Genomic DNA, 21,529 nt, shown 5'->3' on the forward strand with positions numbered 1-21,529 from the left:
GCAATGTCACCGTAGTTTGTCAGCGGTTTTGGCAGATCCGGTGGGCGGGCTGCTTGGAACGCCTCCCTTGACTTCACGACCGTGGTCACGCGCCAGCGGGCGTTGAGTTCATGGGGAAGCCGATGATGCAGTGTGCATCAACCGGCGAAGGTTCGGCCTTCCTGCGTCAGCTCGAAGCTCTCGCCATTTGCGTGGAGCAAACCAGCCGCGACCATTTGCTTGGCTAATGACAGGCTGCACACCGGATGCGAGCCGCCCGGATGATACAGCCGCGCGCCCCGCGCGATCAGGTGTCCATACAGCAGAGCGAGCCGCAGCGGCTTGATCATCCCGGGCGAGATATTTGGCATTCCTGCCAAAGCGTGCGGAAGGCCCGTCATTCCTGCGTGGAGTCGAACGACTGACAATTGTCAGTCTGCGGAGCATGACCGCGGCTGGCTGCAGCTAATCGCCCGCGAGCGACTGCATCGCTTCCAAGAGGCGTTCAAGCCCGAACGGCTTCTGGAGCATGATGCTCCCGGACACCGGACGCGGAGCGGCGTGCGTATAGCCGGTCGCGTAGATCACAGGCATGCGCGGATTGGATTGCCTGCACTGGATGGCGACATCCCAGCCCGTCAGCGAACCTGCCAACCTGATGTCGGTGAACAAGAGATCGGGTGTGGCTTCGGCACAAAGCTCGAGCGCGCGCTCGCCGCTATCAGCTTCCATCACCTCATGCCCGTGAGTTTCCAGGATGTCGACCACCACGTCCCGGATCAGGTCTTCGTCTTCGGCTACAAGAACCCGCAAGTCTCCCTCCAGTCGCGCTCTTCGTCCACGACGTGAGGACCATGCGCAGAAAACGTAGTGCCGGCTGGTCGGGCCGCCTCGGCCAACGAGCCAGCGAGACTCAAGCTGGAACGGGTGGCCTTTGTTCCTGCCCTCCTGGTGAGCCGGACGGCATTTCGATTTTTGCTACTTGATTTTATTGGTGAGCGCGCTGGGGCTCGAACCCAGGACCCCGTGATTAAAAGTCACGTGCTCTACCGGCTGAGCTACGCGCTCCCATGGCCGCTGATGGCTAAGATAAGAGATCGCCATCGTGTTCGGACATTCGAGAGGCATGTCTTGCCGCTTCGCCTAGAGATCGCGTTGCGGGGAAAACCGGCTGTTTCCGGATCATGCCTTCGGCCCGCGCTGTGTAGGGGGAGTGGCTGCCGAGGTCAATAGTGCGGGTGGTTGCCGAGATCGCGGCAGGAGCGGGGATTGGCCTGGGCTATCCGTCGCTTAGGCCAAAATTCTCACCTCGATTGGCGGCCGGCCATCCACGCCGAAGACCTCGTGACTTCAAAGCACGAGGTCCGAAGACCGGCGTGGAGCAGGATCAGTTCGTCTCCCGCCGCACCTCGCTCGGCACCGGCTGCGGCGTTGCGCTCGGGTGGGGCAGCGCGACAGGGCGCAGGCCGATCAGCTCGGCGGTGCGGATCGCGCTGTCGCGCCAGAACTGGAACGAGTTGATGCGGCTGAGCTCGAGGATGGCGATGGCGACCGCGGCGAGGAACGGCAGGCTCTGCAGCACCAAGACGCCGGCGAAGATGTAGATCTCGGTGATCTGCTTGTAGCTGTTGGTGGCGATCAGCACGCCGGCGCCGACCAGGAGCAGGGTGCCGATCACGGCCTCCCAGAACGCCTGGAACTCGATCGACATGCGGGAAAGGCCGCCTTTGGAGGTGCGGGCGAAGGCGATGTGCTCGGTGATCAGGCCCTGCGCCACCGCGCGCGACACCGTCCATTGCACGCTCATCGCCGCGATCATGGCACCCAGCATCTGGCCGGGCTTGATGGCGACGCGGGCGCGGTACATCGACAGGAAGTGCACCAGCGAGACGATGAAGGCGCCGATAATCGGCAGCGTCAGGATCTTGTCGGGAATGGCGATGTCGGCGAAGGCGACGATCGGCACCCAGATGAGGTTGAGCAGCGCCACGACCACGCCGAGGCTTTCGGCGCCCAGCCAGTTCAGCCAGCCGAGGCCATATTCGCGCTTCTGGTCGGGCGTCAGCCGGCTCGCGCCGGGCAGGAAGCGGCGCCAGTGCTTCTTGACGATCTGCAGGCCGCCATAGGCCCAGCGGTGCCGCTGCTTCTTGAAGGCCTCGTAGGTGTCCGGCAGCAGGCCTGCGCCGTAGCGGGTGTTGGTGTAGTGGGTGGTCCAGCCGAGCTCCTGGATGGCGAGGCCAAGATCGCTGTCCTCGCAGATCGTGTCGCTCGACCAACCGCCGGCCATGTCCATCGCGGCGCGGCGGATCAGGCACATCGTGCCGTGCACGATGATGGCGTTGGCCTCATTGCGCTGGACCATGCCGATGTCGAAGAAGCCGGCATATTCGCCGTTCATGATGTAGTGCATGATCGACAGATCGCCGTCGCGGTGCTCCTGCGGTGCCTGCACGAGGCCGACGCGCGGGTCGGCAAAAGCAGGCACGAGGTCCTTCAGCCAGTCGGGCTCGACGACATAGTCGGCATCGAGGATGCCGATGATCTCGGCATCCGCCGCGGTGCGGTCCATCGCGATCCGGAGCGCGCCGGCCTTGAAGCCCTGCACCTTCTCGGCGTTGATGAATTTGAAGCGTTCACCGAGCGCGCGGCAATGGTCCTGGATCGGCTGCCAGAAGGCGGGATCCGGCGTGTTGTTGATGATGACCACGCATTCGTAGTTTGGGTAGTTCAGCCGCGACAGCGCATCCAGCGTCTGCTTCAGCATCTCGACCGGCTCGAAATAAGCGGGGATATGGATCGAGACCTTCGGGCAGTAATCCTCGGGCACGTTCTCGACCGGCTTGTTCTTGGCGATCAGGCGCTGCGGCGGCCGGCCGAAGGCAACCGCGGCGATCTCGTCGATGCGCGCCATCGCGATGAGGACCAGCGGAACAAGGAGGATCATGCCGAGCGTCAGCGCGAAAGCCGAGCCGAACAGGAAGTAATGGCCGTTCCAATAGGCGAACACGGTCGCGGCCCAGGCGCCGACGCCGTTGGCGGTCCCCGACAGCAGGAAGGCTTGCCTCGCGGTCGCCTTCTCGATCCGCAGGATCGGCAGCGACAGCAGCACGCCGACCAGCAGCGCGATGCCCATCAGCTTCCAATAGTCGGGGTTTTCGACCGGGCCGGTCCAGGCGAATTTCGGCTCGCCGCTGGCATTGAGGACGCCCCAGTACGGACCGACGCCGCCTTCGAAGAACTTCCAGGGCCGATCGAGGGCTTCGACGATGTTGTAGTCCATGCCGAGCGCTTCGGCGCGGGTGACGAAGTTGCGCAAGGTCAGCGCCTGCTGGAACGGACCCGGGTCTGCGTTGCGCAAATTATAGCCTGCGCTCGGCCAGCCGAACTCGGCGATCACGATGCGCTTGCCCGGGAACTGATTGCGCAGGAGGTTGTAGCGGTCCACGGCCTGGTCGACGGCCTGATCCGAACGGAAATTTTCCCAGTAGGGCAGCACGTGCGCGGCGATGAAGTCGACGCTCGAGGCGAGATCCGGGAAATCACGCCAGATGTTCCAGATCTCGCCCGTCGTCACGGGAACACGGACCGCGCTCTTGACCTTCTTGATCTTGCTGATGAGGTCCTCGACCTTCATCTCGCCGCGGTAGATCACCTCGTTGCCGACCACGATGCCGATCACGTTGCTGTTCTTGCGGGCGAGCTCGATGGCGGCCTTGATCTCCCGCTCGTTGCGATCCTCGTCCTTGTCGATCCACGCGCCGACCGTGACCTTGAGGCCGAACTCGGCCGCGATCGGCGGCACCAGCTCGCTGCCTTCCGTCGCGGTGTAGGACCGGATCGCTCGCGTGAGGGTCGAGAGCTTCTTCAAGTCCGACCGAATTTTGTCGGGGTCGACGTTGAGGTCGACGACATGGCCCGGTTCGAACGGCGTATAGGACAGGCTCGGCACCAGGCCCTTGAAGTCCGGCGCAGGCTCCCTGTCGCGCAGGACTCCCCAACTGCCTGCGTGGAGCGCAGACACGAGCAACAGAACGGCGGCGACAACGCGCATCGCGGCTAAACCAATAGGGGCTGAGGTGGCAGGGAAGCGGATCCGACCCCGAGATCCGACCAAGTCCGCGGCAAAGGGAGCATATCTCTGCCGCGCGGTTTCACAACTGTCATGGCCTCATGTCCTTATGAGGGCATGGCCTTTTTGAACGACGCGCGGCAGTGCCAACCGTCTCTATGGCCGGTCGTTCCTGAACGGCAGCTGAAACGACCGGAGCTATTTTGGCTTGGGCTATTTCGCCGGCGTGGGGGACGGGCTTGCCGCAGGCGAGGGGCTCGCGGCCGGCTGCGGCTGCGCATTGGCGGCCGGCGCTGCCGGCTGGGCGGCCGCAGCCGCCGCCTGCTGCGGCTGGGCGGCCGGGTTGATCCAGCACGCGTGCACACGGCTATCCAGGGTTTCCGCCACCTTGGGATCGATCTGGCCGCCGAAGCGGGTCAGGCAGCGGAACGCGGCCTGGATGTGGCCGCCGGGGCAGCCGAAACGGTCGTAGAGGTCGAGATGGCGGAACGCGGTGTCGAGGTCATCCCGCCACATCAGCCGCACCACGCGCCGGCCGAGCCAGACGCATTCGGGATTGCCGGCCGGGCCGTTGATGACCTGGGCGGCTTCCGCGAACTCGTCGGTGCGGCGCTGATTCTGGGCGGCGTCCTTGGCGGCGTCGGCGGGCTGGGCGGCCGCCTTGCCCTGTTCGGGGCCCGGCGGACCGCTCTGGGCGGAGGCGCCGCCAGCACCGGTCAGAACGAGCAGGCAGGAGACGGCCAAGGTGGCGGCGAACTGCCGCAGGACCGCATTTCGTGACTCGAACACCCGTTGCCGCATGAATTCCCCAATGTATCCGCTGGCCGTCCGCGTCAGGAGCCCCGCGGACGCGCTAGCTGATGGCGTCCAAATGGGTCTCCAATGCGGCGGAAAAGTCTTTCGGAGTCCATGACCTGTATTTCGAATTTTGTCCAGCAAAGTCACGATCCTAGATCACCTTTGAACCGGCGCAGGTAAATTCCCTGGGGGCGCGAGGGATCCACCGGACGTGCCCCCTTGGCAGACGGCGTGCGAGAAGGTAATCGACGGCCCTTCGCGGAGGACGGAACCGATTTCTCTTCGTACGCCACTGGCGCTTCTGCTCGTCTCACTGGGTGCGATCGCTGCCGTGTGGTGGTGGCTTGCCACGCCGATCACGCTCGCGCGCGCCCCGATCGATCCCGCCGACAAGGTTCAATGCGTCTCCTACGCGCCGTTCCGCGGCGAGCAGTCGCCGCTGGAGGCATGGACCCATATCGAGGCCGACCAGATCGAGCAGGACCTGCGCCAGCTCAAGGAGATCACCGACTGCGTCCGCACCTATTCGCTGGAGAACGGGCTCGACCAGGTGCCGGCGATCGCCGCCAAGGTCGGCGGGATGAAGGTGCTGCAGGGCATCTGGCTCTCCAGCAACCGCACCAAGAACTACGAGCAGGCCGGGCTCGCCATTCGCCTCATCAAGCAATTCCCTGACGTCATCACCTCCGTCATCGTCGGCAACGAGGTGCTGCTGCGCGGTGAGATGACGACGGCGGACCTCGTCGCTCTCATCCGCCTGGTGAAGACCCAGGTCGGCGTGCCCGTCACCTATGCCGATGTGTGGGAATATTGGCTGAAGAACCGCGAGGTGTATGACGCCGTCGACTTCGTCACGATTCATATCCTGCCCTATTGGGAGGATTTCCCGATCAAGGCGAAGTTCGCTGCCGCCCATGTCGAACAGATCCGCGAGCGCATGGCGGTGGCGTTTCCCGGCAAGGAGATCCTGATCGGCGAAACCGGCTGGCCGAGCGCGGGCCGCATGCGCGACGGCGCACTGCCCTCGCGCACCAATCAGGCGCGCGTCGTCTCGGAAATCCTCGGCCTCGCGAAGGCGAACAAGTTCCGCGTCAACCTCATCGAGTCCTACGACCAGCCCTGGAAGCGCAGGCTGGAAGGCACCGTCGGCGGCTATTGGGGCCTGTACGACTCCGTGCGCCGGAGCCTGAAATATCCGCCGGGCCAGCCGATCAGCAATTTCCCGTACTGGAAATGGTACATGGGCGCGGGCATGGGCCTTTCCGTGCTGGTGTTCGCGGTCGCGCTGATCACGCTGCGCCGCCGGCCGTGGACGCCGCGTTTCCCGGCCTGGCTGGGCGTCGGCATCTCGGCGACGACCGCCGGAATCCTGCTCGGGATCGGCGCCGACAAGATGTATTACGAGAGCTACGGGATCGGCGGCTGGCTGCTCTGGGGCGCGTTGCTGCTGGCCGGCATCCTGTCGCCGATCTTCTGCGCGCAGGCGATGGTGATCGGCCGCAGCCTGCCGACCTTCCTCGACCTGCTCGGCCCGCGCGAGGGTCGGAAATGGTCGAAGCTCACGGCGGTGCTCGGCCTGACGCTGGCGGTGACCGCGGTGATCGCTTCCGCGACCGCGCTCGGCTTCGTGTTCGACCCGCGTTACAAGGATTTTCCTTACGCCGCGCTGACGATGGCGGTGGTGCCGTTTGCGCTTCTGATGCTGAACCGGCCGCAGATCGGCCAGCGTCCGATCGCCGAAGCGGTGTTCGCGGGGGTGCTGGCGCTGTCGGCCGTGTACGTGCTGTTCAACGAAGGCCGCGACAATTGGCAGTCGCTATGGACCTGCGCGATCTATCTGTTGTTCGCCCTCACGCTGTGGCGGGCGCGGGCCGAGCAAAGCCAAGAATAAGCAGGCCGATCGCAAGGCCCGACAGCACGACATTGTAGAGCACGATGCCGAGGCCGGCGGCGATGAGGCCGACGGTCAGCAGCACGATCGACGGCCGCATCAGGTTCAGCGTCGCAACCACCAGCGCCACGATACCGAATACCGAATTCTTGAACAGCACGGTCGAGACCGAGCGCGACTTGCAGACCAGGGTCTGAAGCCCGGCGTCGCAGGCGAGCGCTACTTGCGAAAACTCGATCGCGAGATAGCGCACGTAGAGCGCAGAGCCGACGGTGACGAATCCGACCACGAGCAGGAACTGCACCTGGTAGGGCGTGAGGCGGAAGGGCTTCTTTGTCATGGCGGCAATATGGTCGGGAAGGCGCGGCCAGGCAACAGGGCAGGCGAGGTTTCTGTTGATCCGCCCGGGCACTCTCCAGGAACACGCGAGCCTCCCGCTGGTTCTCAACGTTGTGTTGCCAACACCGCCTAGGAGTGAGGCATGGAGAAGCCGACGCAGGAGCAGCTGAGCGAGCTCAAGAGGCTGAGCAGGGAGGCGCGGGTCGAGGATTGGTCGGAAATCGTCCGCTCGAAGGACGAGGCGGAGATGCGCATCCGCGATCTGAAGGAAAAGGCGCGCATGGAATAGTCATCGCCTGCGCCAAGGACGATCAGCGGGCGATCAATTGCGACCTTGCGTGTTCCGGCTCTGCTCCGCCAGCCGGCGCTCGTATTTTTCAGCCAAGGCGAGCAGTCGCTTCCTGATGTGGGGATCGGCCCGCTCGGCCAGTTCGCGGATCAACGCGAGTTGCTCCCGCAGAAATTCGCGTCCGTCATCTCCGCTCCGAATCAAGTCCGGTGCGGAGTGTGCCGTGTCAGGTTGGTCTCGTTCGTATCATTTGGTACTTGGGCGGAGGCATGAAGCCGCTCACCGGCCGTGTGCGACTACCAGACTTACTTCAACCCCAGGCGACGTTCGAGCCAGCTGAGCGCGAACAGCACGAATAACGTGACTGCGATGGCGGCGCCCACCAGCAGCCAGGCGCCCAGCGCGCAGGCGATGCCAAGACCGGCAGCGATCCAGACTGTCGCCGCCGTAGTGAGGCCATGAACCGTCTTGGCCTTGACGTCGTGCAGGATGACGCCCGCACCGATGAAGCCGACGCCGCTCAGCACGCCGGTAACAATGCCTTGGACCACCCTCGAGACTGCATCCGGGTGGTCGCGCAAATTCTGAAACTCGATCACGGAAATCGAGATCAGCGCAGAGCCCAAGGCCACCAGCGCCAGGGTGCGCATGCCCACCGGCTTGTCGTTCATGTCGCGGTCGATGCCGATCACGAGGCCCGTAGCCGCCGCGACGAGTAGCCTCAGCACATCATCCAGTTCGTTCATCAAGACCCGCGTTTCTGGAGGGGCGACGCTTCGCGCGCGTCGGACATGGACCTGCGAACTTGCTGCCAAGCGCGGCCGAGGTCCAAGCGTCCGTTGGTCGCATGCTGGCTGCGTGCGCGCCGGGACCGAGGCGTCATTGTCGCCTGAAGAACGACGACAGCGTCGATCCCGCGGACGACGCTGCCGCCTCCGGTTTCGCCGGTGCTGGCGCCGGCTGCGCGGCGGGAGCGGGGGCGGGCTCGTCGCGCTTGGTGCGTTTTGAGGAGTAGCTGCGGCGGCGTTGCGGCTTTTCGGGCTTCGCGCTCGACACAGGCGCCGTTTCGGCTGCAGGGCCAGCGTCCTGGCTCGTCTCCGAACCCTTGTCCGGGACTCTGTCCTGAGTCTTCTCTTGCGTCTTGTCGGAGCCACGCATCGACAGGCGCTGGCCGTCGAACACGGTGGTCTCGCAAGGGCGGCCGTTCTCGACGAGACCCGCGCAGAATTTTGCGGCGGCGGCGGCATTGACCAGGGGGCCGGCGCCCAGGCGGAGCTGCATGCCGAGGCCGGTGTTGCCTTCCTTGATCATGATGATCGGCCGCAGCGCTGCGATCTCCGGGTTGGACTTGGTCACGCCGCGCCAGAGCGCGCGCAGGCCGTCGATCGAGTTGGCGCCGCCGAGATCGATCGCAAAGCGCGTCTGCTGAACGGCGATGGCAGGGGATTCGCTCTCGGCTGGCTCTGGCGGCTTGGTTGCTGCCGCCACGATTTCGGCTGCGGCGGGCGCCGGCTCGGCCTTCTGCTCGGCTGTCTCAGGTTGAATCAGTTTCGATGCGGCCGGATCAGGTGGCGCCATGAGCGACTTGGCGGGCACCAGCGGAATGGTCGGCAGCGCCGAAGTCGTTGCTGGAGTCTGTTGCACGAGCGAGGCGGCGGCCGCGGTCTGCGGCGGCGGGCTCGGCGGCTCCTTCAACGTTTCCTTCTGGGCATCCTTTGGCGAATCCTTCTGAGCGTCCTTTTGACCATCCTTGGCGGCTTCGCTGCGCGGCTTCTCGCTCGTCGCCGTCGGCGTCGAAGCGACCGGCGCGACACTGGGAGCCGTGGGTGCTGCGTCCTGCGGCTTCGCGCCCGGCGGCGGCGTGGCCGTTTGCTTGGCAATGGCGCCGGTGACGGAATCGAGCCCTTGCTCCAGCACGGTGACGCGCGAATACAGCCGGTCGCGGTCGCTGTTCAGCGTCTCGATCGCGGCGGCGAGCCGGCGCGCTTCGTTCTGGCTCTCCTTGGTCAGCAGCTGCAGGCGGTCGGCCTGGCGCACGAGATCGGCGGACGCAACCTGGTCGCGCCGCCAGCCGAGCTGGGCCTGGTTGGCCATCACGGCCAAGACGACGGCGCCGACGGCCGCCACGCCCCACGAGCCCAGCCGCCACATCAAGCGCCGGTCGAAAGTGCTTTCCTCGGCCAAAAGTCCGGAGAACAGCCCGCCGGTCTCCTTGGTGGAGAAGGCGTCCGCCAGTGGGTCGGAATCCTTTGCCATGAATGTTAAGCGCCCAGCCCCGTCCGGCTTCCCCGAATCAATCAGGGAACATTAACAGGAAAAGGGCGCCGCACTTGAATTCCGGGCGTTTGCGGGGGTAGCTAGGCGATAGCTTCCGAGGGCGTTGCCGCCCGTCCGCGCCAATTTGATTCGGCCATAGCTGTCAGGATTTCGATGACCGCCCGTTCCAGCCTCACGATCGTGCTCGCCGCCGGCGAAGGCACGCGCATGCGATCGAGCCTGCCGAAGGTGCTGCATACGGTCGCACACCAGAGTCTGCTCGCGCATGTGCTCGCCGCCGCACCCAAGGGAACCGGCACCTCGCTTGCCGTCGTGATCGGCCCCGATCATCAGGCAGTCGCGAATGAAGCCAAGCGCATCCGCCCCGACGCGCTGACCTTCGTGCAAGCCGAGCGGCTCGGCACCGCGCATGCGGTGCTGGCGGCGCGCGAGGCGATCGCACGCGGCGCCGATGATCTCCTGATCGCGTTCGGCGACACGCCGCTGATCTCGGCCGAGACCTTTGCGCGGCTTCGCGCGCCGCTTGCCCGCGGCGCTGCCATTGCTGCGCTCGGCTTTCGCGCCGCCGATCCGACCGGCTACGGCCGCTTCATCGTCGAAGGCGACCGCCTGGTTGCGATCCGCGAGCAAGCCGACGCCAGCGAGCACGAGCGCAAGATCGATCTGTGCAATGCCGGCGTGATGGCGATCGACGGCCGCCGTGCGCTCGACATTCTCGGGCAGATCGGCAATGCCAATTCCAAGGGCGAATATTATCTGACGGATGCGGTCGAAATCGTCCGCAGGCAGGGATGGGAGTCGGCGGTGATCGAAACCAGCGAAGACGAGGTGCGCGGCATCAACACCAAGGCGCAGCTCGCCGAGGCGGAAAGCGTGATGCAGACGCGTTTGCGCAAGGCGGCGATGGAGGCCGGCGTCACGCTGATCGCGCCGGAGACGGTGTATCTGTCCACTGACACCGTGTTCGGCAAGGACGTGACGATCGAGCCGTTCGTGGTGATCGGCCCCGGCGTGTCGATCGCGGACGGCGCGGTGATCCACTCGTTCTCGCACATCGTCGAGACCACGCTCGGCAAGAAGGTCTCGATCGGACCCTATGCGCGGCTGCGTCCCGGCACCTCGCTCGGCGACGGCGCGCGCATCGGCAATTTCGTGGAGACTAAGGCGGCGACGCTGGAGGCCGGCGTCAAGGTCAACCATCTCTCCTATATCGGCGATGCCACCGTCGGCGCCAATTCCAACATCGGCGCCGGCACCATCACCTGCAACTACGATGGCTTCAAGAAGCACAAGACGGTGATCGGGCAGGGCGCCTTCGTCGGCACCAACTCCTCGCTGGTCGCCCCGGTGACGATCGGCAAAGGCGCCTATATCGGCTCGGGATCGGTGATCACGAAAGACGTGCCCGACGACGCGATGGCGCTGGAGCGCAACCAGCAGACTATTCGCGAGGGCGGCGCGGCGCGCTATCGCGAGATGAAGACCGGCGGCAAGAAGCCGGAGACGTGAGAGGCGCTATTCTTCGTCGGCGAATTCGGAGAAGATCGCGCGGGTCAGGCGCCAGCCGCGCGGCTTGGCGCGCTTCACCGGCTCGCCTTCGGGATGCTTGATGAAGAGGGGCTTGTTCTCTTTGCCGCGCAGCGGCGGCGGCCAATGCGCAAGGTGCGTGCCCGTGGTCTCGCTGGCGCGCAGATACATCGACGACAGACCCTTGCGGTCGGATGAGCCTTTCATGGCCTGGTTCTCCCGACCGGAATCGTTGGCCAAATGTATTGACAATAGGTTAACGCGCGCGGTTTAAGCCGGCCAAATCGACGCAGCGGTCGCCCGTGCTGTCTCAATCAGCAATAATTATTGAGTATCTGGTTCCCTGCGATTTTCGCTAAAAACCGGGCGCGTCGTTTAGGCGATTTTTCGACGATTTGGGGGATAGTGATCCGCATGTGCGGGATTGTCGGCATTCTCGGGCGCGCGCCGGTTGCAGAGCAATTGGTGGATTCGCTCAAACGTCTCGAATATCGCGGCTACGATTCCGCGGGCGTTGCCACGCTCGAAGGCAAGCACCTGGAGCGCCGCCGCGCCGAGGGCAAGCTGAAGAATCTGGAGAAGCGGCTCGAGGCCGAGCCGCTCAAGGGCACCACCGGCATCGGTCACACCCGCTGGGCCACCCACGGCAAGCCGACCGTCAACAACGCCCACCCGCACGCGACCGAGCGCGTCGCCGTGGTCCATAACGGCATCATCGAGAATTTCCGCGAGCTGCGCGAGGAGCTCGAAAAGAAGGGCACGGTGTTCCACACCGAGACCGACACCGAGATTGTGCTGCATCTCGTCGACGATTTGCTCACGCGCGGCAATAAGCCAGTGGAAGCGGTGAAGCTGACGCTGGCGCGCCTGCGCGGCGCCTTCGCGCTCGGCTTCATCTTCGCCGGCGACAACGACCTCATGATCGGTGCCCGCAACGGCCCGCCGCTGGCGATCGGCTACGGCGACGGCGAGATGTATCTCGGCTCGGACGCCATCGCGCTCGGCCCGTTCACCGACACGATCAGCTATCTCGAGGACGGCGACTGGGTGGTGCTGACCCGCAAGAGCGCCGCGATCTTCGACAAGGACGGCCATGCCGTCCAGCGCGACAAGATCAGGCACGCCGCCTCGACCTCGCTGGTCGACAAGGCCAATTACCGTCACTTCATGGCCAAGGAGATCCACGAGCAGCCGGAGGTGGTCGGCCACACGCTGGCGCGCTACGTCGACATGGCGACCGAGCGCGTCGCGCTGCCGGTCAAGCTGCCGTTCGATTTCAAGAACATCCAGCGCATCAACATCACCGCTTGCGGCACAGCGAGCTATGCCGGGTTCGTCGCCAAATACTGGTTCGAGCGCTTTGCGCGCCTGCCGGTCGAGGTCGACGTCGCCTCCGAATTCCGCTACCGCGAGGCCCCCTTGCGCAAGGGCGACCTCGCCATCTTCATCTCGCAGTCGGGCGAGACCGCCGACACGCTGGCGGCGCTGCGCTATGCCAAGGCCGAGGGCGTGCACACGATCGCGGTCGTCAACGTGCCGACCTCGACGATCGCGCGCGAGAGCGAGACGGTGCTGCAGACGCTGGCGGGACCGGAGATCGGCGTCGCCTCGACCAAGGCGTTCACGTGCCAGCTCATGGTGCTGGCAAACCTTGCGATCGCGGCCGGCAAGGCGCGCGGCGAATTGTCGGACGACGACGAGACCAAGCTGGTCCACGGGCTCGTCGAGGTTCCGCGCCTGATGGCCGATGCGCTCACGAGCGAGCTCCAGATCGAGAAGCTGGCGCACCGGATCGCCAAGTCGCGCGACGTGCTCTATCTCGGCCGCGGCACCAGCTTCCCGCTGGCGCTCGAAGGCGCGCTCAAGCTGAAGGAGATCTCCTACATCCACGCCGAGGGCTATGCCGCCGGCGAGCTCAAGCACGGCCCGATCGCGCTGATCGACGAGACCATGCCGGTCGTCGTCATCGCCCCACATGATCGCGTGTTCGAGAAGACGGTTTCCAACATGCAGGAGGTCGCCGCGCGCGGCGGCAACATCATCCTGATGACCGATGCCATGGGCGCGGCGGAGGCGACGGTCGAGTCCCTCGTCACCATCGTCATGCCCGATATGGCAGCAGCCTTCACGCCGATGGTCTATGCCGTCCCGGTGCAGCTGCTCGCCTATCACACGGCCGTCGTGATGGGGACCGACGTCGACCAGCCGCGCAATCTCGCGAAATCGGTGACCGTGGAATAGGCAATCTGGATATCGATCGGCCGCTCTCTTCCAAAACCTGCTAGAAGACTCTAGCTTGTGGTAGCGACCGACCTGGAACCCGAATGACCCCCCGCGACGACGCGCCTGCGCCTCTTGATCCCGTTCCGGAACCGCATACCGGTCTGATGGGCCGTTTCCGCAATTATTTCCTGACTGGCCTCGTGGTGACGGGGCCGATCGCTATCACCCTCTATCTGGTCTGGTGGTTCGTCACCTGGGTCGACGGCGTGGTGCGGCCGTTTGTGCCGCTGGCCTACCGGCCGGAAACCTATCTTCCCTACGTCATTCCCGGCTGGGGACTGATTGTCGCATTCTTCACGCTGACGCTGGTCGGCTTCCTCGCGGCCAATCTGATCGGCCGCACGCTGGTCGATGTCGGCGAGACCTTTCTCGGCCGGATCCCGGCGGTGCGCGCGATCTATCGCGGCCTGAAGCAGGTGTTCGAGACGCTGTTCTCGGGCAAGGGCTCGAGCTTCCGGAGAGTTGGCCTGGTCGAGTTTCCTTCGCCGGGCATGTGGTCGATCGTGCTGATCTCGCAATCGCCGAACGAGGACATCTCGCGCAGCCTGCCGGGGCAGGAGGAGCACGTGTCGGTGTTCCTGCCGTGCTCGCCGAATCCGACAACCGGCTTTTTCTTCTATGTCCCCAAGAGCAAGATCATCGAGGTCGATCTCACCGCCGAGGACGCCGCGACGCTGATCATGTCGGCCGGCGTGGTGCAGCCGGGCTCGTCGCCCGATCCGAAGAAGGCGGCCGCGCTTGCGGGCATGGCGAATGCTGCGCGGATCGCCAATGCCTCCACGCTCCGGCCCGAGCCTGCGAAGGCGGAGTAGGGCCATTCCGTTGCGGGATGGTCGCGTTCACGCGGGCGCATTCGTCCTCTGCTAGGCTCAGGTCGACCGAACCTGCCGCTCGGAATTCGACCTGGAGTGCACGATGTCCAAAACCATTGCGATCCTCGCGCCCGGTGCGATGGGCAGCGCCGTGGCCCGCCGCCTCAGCGAGAACGGTGCGCGCGTGCTGACGTCGCTGCAGGGGCGGAGCGAGGCGACGCGCAAACGTGCGGCGGACGCCGGCATGGTCGGCGCCGAGGACGACGCGATCGCGGACGCCGACATCATCCTCTCGATCGTGCCGCCGGGCGAGGCCGTCGCGCTGGCCGAACGGCTGGCCGCGCTGATCGTCAGGCGCGAGAACAAGCCGGTCGTGGTCGATTGCAATGCCGTCAATGTCGATACCGTGCAAAGAATCGAGGAGATCATCGGCTCGGTGCAGGCGCCGTTCGTCGATGCCGGCATCATCGGCTTTCCGCCGCAGCCAGGTGGCAAGAGCCCGGCCTTCTACATGTCGGGCGAGCACGCCAAGGACGTTGCCGTGCTTGGGGATCTCGGCCTCGACGTGCGGATCGTCCAAGGCCCGGTCGGCGCGGCGTCCGCGTTGAAAATGTCCTATGCCGGCATCGTCAAGGGCCTCGCCGGCATCGGCTCGGCGATGGTGATCGCAGCCACGAGGGCGGGCGCAGTCGATGCGCTCCGCGACGAGCTCGCGCTGAGCCAACCCGCCATCCTGGCGCGGCTCGAGATAGCGCTGCCCGACATGATTCCGAAGGCCTATCGCTGGGTCGCCGAGATGCGGGAGATTTCAGGATTCCTCGGGCCCGATCATCCGGCCAGCCAGATCTACGAGGGCTTTGCGAGGTGGTTCGAGCATCTGGCGGAGGATGCGAAGGGGGAGGCTGTGGATGCGGAGCTGATGAAGGCATTCGCGGCGAGCATCGCGCGGAAGAAGGCCTGATCGCGCGCATTCTCGCTCCCTCAACACGTCATTGCGAGCGCAGCGAAGCAATCCAGAATCTTTCAGCGGAGGCAGTCTGGATTGCTTCGCTGCGCTCGCAATGACGTGGAGGATCCGGTGCCTTTGCGTCTGTCACGAACCTTGCGGCACTGCCTCAAAGTTAACCCGCTCCGATCAGCGGAATCGCTTCGTCTCGTTCATAGAGATACAGCAGGCACCGCAGCGCCTCACCGCGCTCGCCTTTGAGCTTCGGATCCTCTTTAAGGATTCGCAGCGCCTCGTCTCTTGCCTGGGCGATCAACTGGCCATGCACCTCCGGGCGCGCGATGCGGTAGCCGGGCAGGCCGCTCTGGCGCACGCCCAGCACGTCGCCTTCGCCGCGCAGCTTCAAATCTTCCTCGGCGATGCGGAAGCCGTCGGTGGTCTCGCGGATCACTTTCAGCCGCGCCTTCGACATCTCGCCGAGCGGCTCGCCATAGAGCAGGATGCAGGTCGATGCTTCGGAGCCGCGCCCGATGCGGCCGCGGAGCTGGTGGAGCTGGGCAAGACCGAAACGCTCGGCGTTCTCGATCACCATGATGGTGGCGGCCGGAACGTCGACGCCGACCTCGACCACGGTGGTCGCGACCAGCAGGCCGATGTCGTGCGCGGCGAACTGGGCCATAACGCGGTCCTTCTCGGTGCCCTTCATCTGGCCGTGGACGAGTCCGACGCGATCGCCGAAGCGCTTTTGCAGGGTCTCGAAACGCTTGGTGGCGTTGGTGAGATGCTCGGTGCCCTCAGCCTCGGACTCCTCGACCAGGGGGCAGATCCAGTAGACCAGCTTGCCGGCTTCGACCGCACGGCCGACGCCTTCCATGACCTCGCCGATGCGGCTCATCGGCACGGCGCGGGTATCGATCGGCCGGCGGCCGGCCGGCTTTTCGCGCAGCTCGGAGATGTCCATGTCGCCGAAATAGGTCAGCACCAGCGTGCGGGGGATCGGGGTCGCGCTCAGCACCAGCACGTCGACAGCCTCGCCCTTGGACGTCAGCGCGAGGCGCTCGCGCACGCCGAAACGGTGCTGCTCGTCGACGATGGCGAGCGCGAGATCCCTGAACACGACATCGTCCTGGATCAGCGCATGGGTGCCGACGAGCAGGTCGATCCCGCCCTCGGCGAGCTCAGTGATGATCTCGCGCCGCTCCTTGCCCTTCTCGCGGCCGGTGAGGATCGCGACCCGCAATCCCGCGCGCTCGGCGAGCGGCGCGATGGTCTTGATGTGCTGGCGCGCCAGGATCTCGGTCGGGGCCATCAGCGCCGCCTGCTTGCCGACCTCTGCAACCGCGGCGGCCGCGAGCAGCGCCACCACGGTCTTGCCTGAGCCGACGTCACCCTGCAGCAGGCGCAGCATGCGCAGCGGCTGCTTGAGGTCTTCGGCAATCGCCGCCGCAGCGTTGCGCTGCGACGGCGTCAGCGCGTAAGGCAGGGCGTCGATGATCTTGTTGCGCAGATGTCCGTCGCCGGCATTGCGCACGCCGGCGGGGCGGCGCAGCTGCGCGCGGATCAGGGCAAGCGCGAGCTGGCCGGCCAACAGCTCGTCGAAAGCGAGGCGCGACCAGAAGGGACGGTCGGGCAGGATGTCGGTCAGCTCGACCGGCTGATGCACGCGGTTGAGCGCTTCCGTAATCGGCGGGAAGTCGCAGCGGCGCAGCACCTCCGGGCTGATCCATTCCGGCAGTGCGGGAAGCTTTTGCAGCGCCTGCGCGATCGCGCGGCGGAGCGAGCCGAGCGCGAGGCCTTCCGTCAGCGGGTAGACGGGGTCGATCCCGGAGAGCTTTGCGATCGCCTCCTCGTCGAGCACGCGATCGGGATGCACGATCTGCGGGATGCCGTCATACATCTGCAGCGTGCCGGAGACGTAGCGCTTCTCACCGACCGGCAGCAGCTTCTCGACATAGCCCGGCTTGGCGCGGAAGAAGGTCAGCACCACGTCGCCGGTGTCGTCGCTGGCGTAGACCAGGTACGGCGCGCGCGAATTGCGCGGCGGCGGCGGCCGGTGGCGATCGACGGTGACCTCCAGCGTCACCATGGTTCCAACGGCCGCGTCGCGGATCTTCGGTCGGGCCCGGCGGTCGATCACCTGGCTCGGCAGATGAAGCAGCAGATCGACCAGCCGCGGCGTCTCGCTCCGGCTGAGCAGGTACTGCAGCAGCTTGTCCTGCTTCGGACCGACGCCGGACAGGCTGGTCACGGGAGCAAACAGCGGATTGAGCAGGCTGGGGCGCATTTGTGCAGCAATCGTCATGCGCGGGCTCGACCCGCGCATCCATCTATTCAAGAGGATGGATTGCCGGGTCAAGCCCGGCAATGACGAGCATAAACAATTGCAACAACAAAGGGCTGACATGGCCTCTTCGAGTGGCTATATCACCCCCGCCCGGCACGTCCGGGCTTTCTGCGTTTGACTGGATCTGAGACATGACGGGAACGACACGATCGAGCAGCGGGCTGGATGAGCGCCGCAAGCGGCTTCTGTTCCGCTGCTGGCACCGCGGCACGCGCGAGATGGACCTGATCCTCGGCCGCTTCGCGGATGCCGAGATCGGCAATCTGTCCGATGACGAGCTGAGCCAGCTCGAAACCTTGCTCGAGGTCAACGATCCCGATCTCTATGCCGCCATCACGGGCGACAAGGTGCTGCCGGCCGACGTCGCCGGCGCGCTGTTTGCCCGCATCAAGGCGTTTCCGATCGCGGACGGCAACGCATGAAGCAGGGAATGAAATCTCCGGCCGAGCTGCTCGCGCCCGGCCGCGCGCTGACGCTCGCCAATGTCGCGGAAGGTGCCGAAGGCCTTATCGTCTCCGATCTCGCCCGTGCCATCGCGGGGCGGCCGAAGAAGCCGGCGGTCAGCCTTGCGGTCGTCTGCCGCGACGGCGGGCGCATGCAGTCGCTCGAGCGCGGATTGCGGTTCTTCGCGCCCGATCTGCCGGTGCTGGCCTTTCCGGCCTGGGATTGCCAACCCTATGACCGCGTCTCGCCGCATGGCGGCGTTCTCGCCCAGCGCCTGACCACGCTGGCGCGGCTGGCCTCGCTCACCGGCAGCGACAAGCCGCTGATCGTGCTGACGACGGTGAACGCGGTGGTGCAGCGCGTGCCTGCGCGCGAGCTGGTCGCGGCGCAGGCGCTGTCGGTCGCGCCGGGCAACGTCGTGCCGATGGACACCGTTGTCGCCTGGCTCGAGCACAACGGCTACAACCGCTCCTCCACCGTGCGCGAGCCCGGCGAATACGCGGTGCGCGGCGGCATTTTGGATTTGTTTCCGGCCGGCCTCGAGCAGCCGGTGCGCTTCGACTTCTTCGGCGACAGCCTGGAATCAATCCGCTCCTTCGACGCCGAGACCCAGCGCACGCTGCTCGACATGCGTTCGCTCGACCTCGTGCCGGTCTCCGAGTTCCAGCTCGTCACCGACACCATCCGCAGATTCCGCATGGGCTATGTCGCCGAGTTCGGCGCGCCCGAGCGCGACGATGCGCTGTACGAAGCGGTCAGCGAGGGCCGCCGCCATCCCGGCATGGAGCACTGGCTGCCGCTGTTCCAGGACCGGATGGACACGCTGTTCGATTATCTGCAAGGCGCTGCGATCGCGATCGAGCCGCAGGCCGAGGACGCCGTGCGCGAGCGATTCAAGCAGATCCTCGACTATTACGAGGCCAGGCGCGAGGCGATGGAGCATCCCGGCGGCGGCGCGATCTACAAGCCGCTGCCGCCCGACCGGCTGTATCTGACCGAGGAGGAATGGGCCAAGCGCCTCGGCGATATCCCGCTGGCGCGGCTGACGCCGTTCTCGGTGCCGACCGACGGCACCGGCGTCGTCGATGCAGGTGCGCGCAAGGGCCGCGATTTCGCGCCGGAGCGCAACGACAGCAAGGTCAACGTATTCGAATCCGTCGTCGCGCATGTGATGGCCTTGCAGGCGCAGCGCAAGAAGGTCGTGATCGCGCTGTGGACGGAGGGCTCGCGCGACCGCATGACCTCGATGCTGCGAGACCACAAGCTCGCCCACACCACCAGCGTCAATTCCTGGCGGACGGTGCAGGCGACGCCGCGCAACGAGACCATGCTCGCGGTGCTCGGCCTCGAGAGCGGGTTCGAGACCGACGAGATCGCCGTCATCAGCGAGCAGGATATCCTCGGCGACCGCCTGGTGCGGCCGCGCAAGGCCAGTCGCAAGCTCGACAATTTCATCTCGGAGGTGACGAGCCTCACCGCCGGCGACATCGTCGTCCACGTCGATCACGGCATCGGCCGATTCATCGGCCTGCAGACGCTGGACGTCGCCGGCGCGCCGCATGACTGTCTCGAGCTGCATTATGCCGCCGAGACCAAGCTGTTCCTGCCGGTCGAGAACATCGAGCTGCTGTCGCGTTACGGCTCTGATCAAACCACGGTCGAGCTCGACCGCCTCGGTGGCTCGGGCTGGCAGACCCGAAAAGCAAAACTGAAGAACCGCATCCGCGAGATCGCGGGCGAGCTGATCAAGATCGCGGCCGAGCGCATGCTGCACGAGGCCCCGAAGCTGCCGGTGCAGCAGGGCGTCTATGACGAGTTCTGCGCACGTTTCCCCTATGACGAGACCGAGGACCAGCTGGGCGCGATCGAGTCCACTCTGAAGGATCTCGAAAAGGGCCGCCCGATGGATCGCCTGATCTGCGGCGACGTCGGCTTCGGCAAGACCGAGGTGGCGCTCCGCGCCGCCTTTGCCGTCGCGCTCGACGGCAAGCAGGTCGCGGTCGTGGTGCCGACCACGCTGCTGGCGCGCCAGCACTACCGGACCTTCAGCGAGCGCTTCAAAGGCTTTCCTGTCAATGTCGCACAGGCCTCGCGCCTGATCCCGACCAAGCAGCTCAACGAGGTCAAGAAGGGTATCGCCGACGGCTCGGTCGACATCGTCGTCGGCACCCATGCGCTGCTCGGCAAGACCATCAAGTTCCGCGACCTTGGCCTGCTTATCGTCGACGAGGAGCAGCATTTCGGCGTCAGCCACAAGGAGCGGCTGAAGGCGCTGCGCGCCGAGGTGCACGTGCTGACGCTGTCGGCAACCCCGATCCCGCGCACGCTCCAATTGGCACTGACCGGCGTCCGCGAGCTCTCGATCATCGCTTCACCACCGGTCGATCGCCTCGCGGTGCGCACCTTCGTCGCCCCGCACGATCCCCTGATGATCCGCGAGGCGCTCTTGCGCGAGCGCTATCGCGGCGGCCAGGCGTTCTACGTCGTGCCGCGCATCGACGACCTCGCCGAGGTCAAGGACTTCCTCGACAAGAACGTGCCCGAGATGAAGGTCGCGGTCGCGCATGGCCAGATGCCGCCGGCCGTGATCGAGGACATCATGACCGCGTTCTACGACGGCAAGTTCGACGTTCTGTTGTCGACCACGATCGTCGAGTCCGGCCTCGACATCCCCAACGCCAACACGCTGATCGTCCACCGCGCCGACATGTTCGGCCTTGCCCAGCTCTACCAGCTGCGCGGCCGCGTCGGCCGCTCCAAGCTGCGGGCCTATGCGCTGTTCACGCTGCCGGCGCAGCAGAAGATCACGGCGCAGGCCGAGCGCCGGCTCACCGTGCTGCAGTCGCTGGAGACGCTGGGCGCCGGCTTCCAGCTGGCGTCCCACGACCTCGACATCCGCGGCGCCGGCAATTTGCTCGGCGAGGAGCAGTCCGGCCACATCAAGGAGGTCGGCTTCGAGCTCTATCAGTCGATGCTGGAGGAGGCGATCGTCAACCTCAAGGCCGGCGTCTCAGAGCCCGCCGCCGATCGCTGGTCGCCGCAGATCACCATCGGCATGCCCGTGCTGATTCCGGAGGACTATGTCAGCGACCTCTCGGTGCGGCTGTCGCTGTACCGGCGCCTGGCCGATCTCGACACCGAGGCGGAGATCGAGAATTTCGGCGCCGAGATGCGCGACCGCTTCGGCGTGCTGCCGGACGAGGTGCGCTATCTGTTCAAGGTCGCCGCGATCAAGGCGTTCTGCCGCAGGGCCAATGTCGAGAAGATCGACGCGGGTCCAAAGGGCGCCGTCATCGTCTTCCGCGACAATTCCTTCGCCTATCCGGAACGCCTCGTGACCTTCATCCGCAGCTACGGCCAGGCTGCCAAGGTGCGCCCCGATATGAAGGTGGTGTTCCTGCAGGATTGGGAGACGCCGGAAGAGCGGCTCGCGGGCACGACGGAGATCATGCGGCAGCTGGCGCAGCTCGCAGAGAGCAAGAAGGCGGCGTAGGCCCGGCTCTCACCACGTCATTGCGAGGAGCCCTTGCG

17 protein-coding genes and 1 tRNA gene are annotated in these 21,529 nt (G+C 65.6%); 8 read left to right on the top strand and 10 right to left on the bottom strand.

The genetic code is table 11. The annotated features are described in order from the left end of the window. Positions 1–137: 137 nt before the first annotated feature. From ACM43_RS02605 to ACM43_RS02625, 5 genes are all read right to left on the bottom strand, one after another. The gene (locus ACM43_RS02605) at positions 138–350 is read right to left on the bottom strand and encodes a hypothetical protein (protein ID WP_157286034.1); all 213 of its coding nucleotides are present in this window, start codon (positions 348–350) and stop codon (positions 138–140) included. A 94-nt stretch (positions 351–444) separates the two neighbouring features. Continuing rightward, positions 445–792, bottom strand: coding sequence for a response regulator (locus tag ACM43_RS02610; RefSeq protein WP_036012559.1), 348 nt, complete (start codon positions 790–792; stop codon positions 445–447). 179 nt (positions 793–971) lie between these two features. Further along, a tRNA-Lys gene (locus ACM43_RS02615) sits at positions 972–1,047 on the bottom strand. Positions 1,048–1,366: 319 nt separating this feature from the next. Next, positions 1,367–4,030 carry a glycosyltransferase gene (locus tag ACM43_RS02620; RefSeq protein ID WP_271537956.1) on the bottom strand — a complete coding sequence of 888 codons (2,664 nt, stop codon included), beginning with the start codon at positions 4,028–4,030 and terminating at the stop codon, positions 1,367–1,369. A 231-nt stretch (positions 4,031–4,261) separates the two neighbouring features. After that, positions 4,262–4,849: a hypothetical protein gene (locus ACM43_RS02625; protein WP_036012549.1), complete on the bottom strand. Its 588-nt coding sequence runs from the start codon at positions 4,847–4,849 to the stop codon at positions 4,262–4,264. A gap of 328 nt (positions 4,850–5,177) precedes the next feature. Here ACM43_RS02625 and ACM43_RS02630 point away from each other — a divergent pair, with 328 nt between their 5' ends. After that, on the top strand, positions 5,178–6,737 hold the full coding sequence (locus ACM43_RS02630) for a glycoside hydrolase family 17 protein (protein ID WP_271537959.1): 1,560 nt from the start codon (positions 5,178–5,180) through the stop codon (positions 6,735–6,737). Here ACM43_RS02630 and ACM43_RS02635 read toward each other — a convergent pair. After that, positions 6,697–7,077, bottom strand: a complete 381-nt coding sequence (locus ACM43_RS02635) for a hypothetical protein (RefSeq protein WP_036039729.1) — start codon at positions 7,075–7,077, stop codon at positions 6,697–6,699. The genes ACM43_RS02630 and ACM43_RS02635 overlap by 41 nt on opposite strands. 141 nt (positions 7,078–7,218) lie before the next feature. On the opposite strand from ACM43_RS02635, the gene ACM43_RS02640 reads away from it, so the two are divergent. Continuing rightward, positions 7,219–7,365: a hypothetical protein gene (locus ACM43_RS02640; RefSeq protein ID WP_157286031.1), complete on the top strand. Its 147-nt coding sequence runs from the start codon at positions 7,219–7,221 to the stop codon at positions 7,363–7,365. Positions 7,366–7,670: 305 nt separating this feature from the next. Here ACM43_RS02640 and ACM43_RS02645 read toward each other — a convergent pair whose 3' ends face one another. Together ACM43_RS02645 and ACM43_RS02650 are read right to left on the bottom strand one after the other, a co-directional pair. Beyond that, positions 7,671–8,111 (bottom strand): MgtC/SapB family protein, encoded by a 441-nt coding sequence (locus ACM43_RS02645; protein ID WP_036012541.1) that lies wholly within the window; start codon positions 8,109–8,111, stop codon positions 7,671–7,673. Positions 8,112–8,244: 133 nt separating this feature from the next. After that, complete coding sequence (locus tag ACM43_RS02650) at positions 8,245–9,621, bottom strand: hypothetical protein (protein ID WP_271537963.1); 1,377 nt, start codon at positions 9,619–9,621, stop codon at positions 8,245–8,247. 174 nt (positions 9,622–9,795) lie between these two features. On the opposite strand from ACM43_RS02650, the gene glmU reads away from it, so the two are divergent. Next, positions 9,796–11,151, top strand: coding sequence for a bifunctional UDP-N-acetylglucosamine diphosphorylase/glucosamine-1-phosphate N-acetyltransferase GlmU (glmU, locus tag ACM43_RS02655; RefSeq protein ID WP_271537964.1), 1,356 nt, complete (start codon positions 9,796–9,798; stop codon positions 11,149–11,151). Positions 11,152–11,157: 6 nt separating this feature from the next. On the opposite strand, the gene ACM43_RS02660 is transcribed toward glmU, so the two are convergent. Beyond that, positions 11,158–11,376, bottom strand: coding sequence for a hypothetical protein (locus tag ACM43_RS02660; protein WP_036012532.1), 219 nt, complete (start codon positions 11,374–11,376; stop codon positions 11,158–11,160). A 207-nt stretch (positions 11,377–11,583) separates the two neighbouring features. On the opposite strand from ACM43_RS02660, the gene glmS reads away from it, so the two are divergent. The 3 genes from glmS (at position 11,584) to ACM43_RS02675 (ending at position 15,225) form a co-directional block, all read left to right on the top strand. Beyond that, positions 11,584–13,410 (top strand): glutamine--fructose-6-phosphate transaminase (isomerizing), encoded by a 1,827-nt coding sequence (gene glmS / locus ACM43_RS02665; RefSeq protein WP_271537965.1) that lies wholly within the window; start codon positions 11,584–11,586, stop codon positions 13,408–13,410. Positions 13,411–13,493: 83 nt separating this feature from the next. Then, positions 13,494–14,264, top strand: a complete 771-nt coding sequence (locus ACM43_RS02670; RefSeq protein WP_157286027.1) for a DUF502 domain-containing protein — start codon at positions 13,494–13,496, stop codon at positions 14,262–14,264. Between the two features lie 103 nt (positions 14,265–14,367). Next, on the top strand, positions 14,368–15,225 hold the full coding sequence (locus ACM43_RS02675; RefSeq protein ID WP_271537966.1) for an NAD(P)-dependent oxidoreductase: 858 nt from the start codon (positions 14,368–14,370) through the stop codon (positions 15,223–15,225). A gap of 160 nt (positions 15,226–15,385) precedes the next feature. Here ACM43_RS02675 and recG read toward each other — a convergent pair whose 3' ends face one another. Further along, positions 15,386–17,494 (bottom strand): ATP-dependent DNA helicase RecG, encoded by a 2,109-nt coding sequence (gene recG / locus ACM43_RS02680; RefSeq protein ID WP_271537990.1) that lies wholly within the window; start codon positions 17,492–17,494, stop codon positions 15,386–15,388. Between the two features lie 191 nt (positions 17,495–17,685). On the opposite strand from recG, the gene ACM43_RS02685 reads away from it, so the two are divergent. Together ACM43_RS02685 and mfd are read left to right on the top strand one after the other, a co-directional pair. Beyond that, a complete protein-coding gene (locus ACM43_RS02685; protein WP_271537967.1) occupies positions 17,686–17,976 on the top strand; it encodes an FAD assembly factor SdhE in 291 nt (96 codons plus the stop codon). After that, positions 17,973–21,491, top strand: coding sequence for a transcription-repair coupling factor (gene mfd, locus ACM43_RS02690; RefSeq protein ID WP_271537968.1), 3,519 nt, complete (start codon positions 17,973–17,975; stop codon positions 21,489–21,491). The genes ACM43_RS02685 and mfd overlap by 4 nt, the downstream gene beginning before the upstream one ends. Positions 21,492–21,529: the final 38 nt, after the last annotated feature.

It is taken from the genome of Bradyrhizobium sp. CCBAU 45321, from assembly GCF_028128975.1.
Taxonomy (GTDB): Bacteria; Pseudomonadota; Alphaproteobacteria; order Rhizobiales; family Xanthobacteraceae; genus Bradyrhizobium; species Bradyrhizobium yuanmingense.

Excerpts from the sequence above, each read along its gene's own strand:
- ACM43_RS02635 (WP_036039729.1), bottom strand. The coding sequence starts at position 7,077 with ATGACAAAGAAGCCCTTCCGCCTCACGCCCTACCAGGTGCAGTTCCTG.
- ACM43_RS02645 (WP_036012541.1), bottom strand. The coding sequence starts at position 8,111 with ATGAACGAACTGGATGATGTGCTGAGGCTACTCGTCGCGGCGGCTACG.
- ACM43_RS02625 (WP_036012549.1), bottom strand. The coding sequence starts at position 4,849 with ATGCGGCAACGGGTGTTCGAGTCACGAAATGCGGTCCTGCGGCAGTTC.
- ACM43_RS02660 (WP_036012532.1), bottom strand. The coding sequence starts at position 11,376 with ATGAAAGGCTCATCCGACCGCAAGGGTCTGTCGTCGATGTATCTGCGC.
- glmS (WP_271537965.1), top strand. The coding sequence starts at position 11,584 with ATGTGCGGGATTGTCGGCATTCTCGGGCGCGCGCCGGTTGCAGAGCAA.
- ACM43_RS02605 (WP_157286034.1), bottom strand. The coding sequence starts at position 350 with ATGCCAAATATCTCGCCCGGGATGATCAAGCCGCTGCGGCTCGCTCTG.
- mfd (WP_271537968.1), top strand. The coding sequence starts at position 17,973 with ATGAAGCAGGGAATGAAATCTCCGGCCGAGCTGCTCGCGCCCGGCCGC.
- glmU (WP_271537964.1), top strand. The coding sequence starts at position 9,796 with ATGACCGCCCGTTCCAGCCTCACGATCGTGCTCGCCGCCGGCGAAGGC.
- ACM43_RS02650 (WP_271537963.1), bottom strand. The coding sequence starts at position 9,621 with ATGGCAAAGGATTCCGACCCACTGGCGGACGCCTTCTCCACCAAGGAG.
- ACM43_RS02620 (WP_271537956.1), bottom strand. The coding sequence starts at position 4,030 with ATGCGCGTTGTCGCCGCCGTTCTGTTGCTCGTGTCTGCGCTCCACGCA.
- ACM43_RS02670 (WP_157286027.1), top strand. The coding sequence starts at position 13,494 with ATGACCCCCCGCGACGACGCGCCTGCGCCTCTTGATCCCGTTCCGGAA.
- recG (WP_271537990.1), bottom strand. The coding sequence starts at position 17,494 with ATGCGCCCCAGCCTGCTCAATCCGCTGTTTGCTCCCGTGACCAGCCTG.
- ACM43_RS02640 (WP_157286031.1), top strand. The coding sequence starts at position 7,219 with ATGGAGAAGCCGACGCAGGAGCAGCTGAGCGAGCTCAAGAGGCTGAGC.
- ACM43_RS02675 (WP_271537966.1), top strand. The coding sequence starts at position 14,368 with ATGTCCAAAACCATTGCGATCCTCGCGCCCGGTGCGATGGGCAGCGCC.
- ACM43_RS02685 (WP_271537967.1), top strand. The coding sequence starts at position 17,686 with ATGACGGGAACGACACGATCGAGCAGCGGGCTGGATGAGCGCCGCAAG.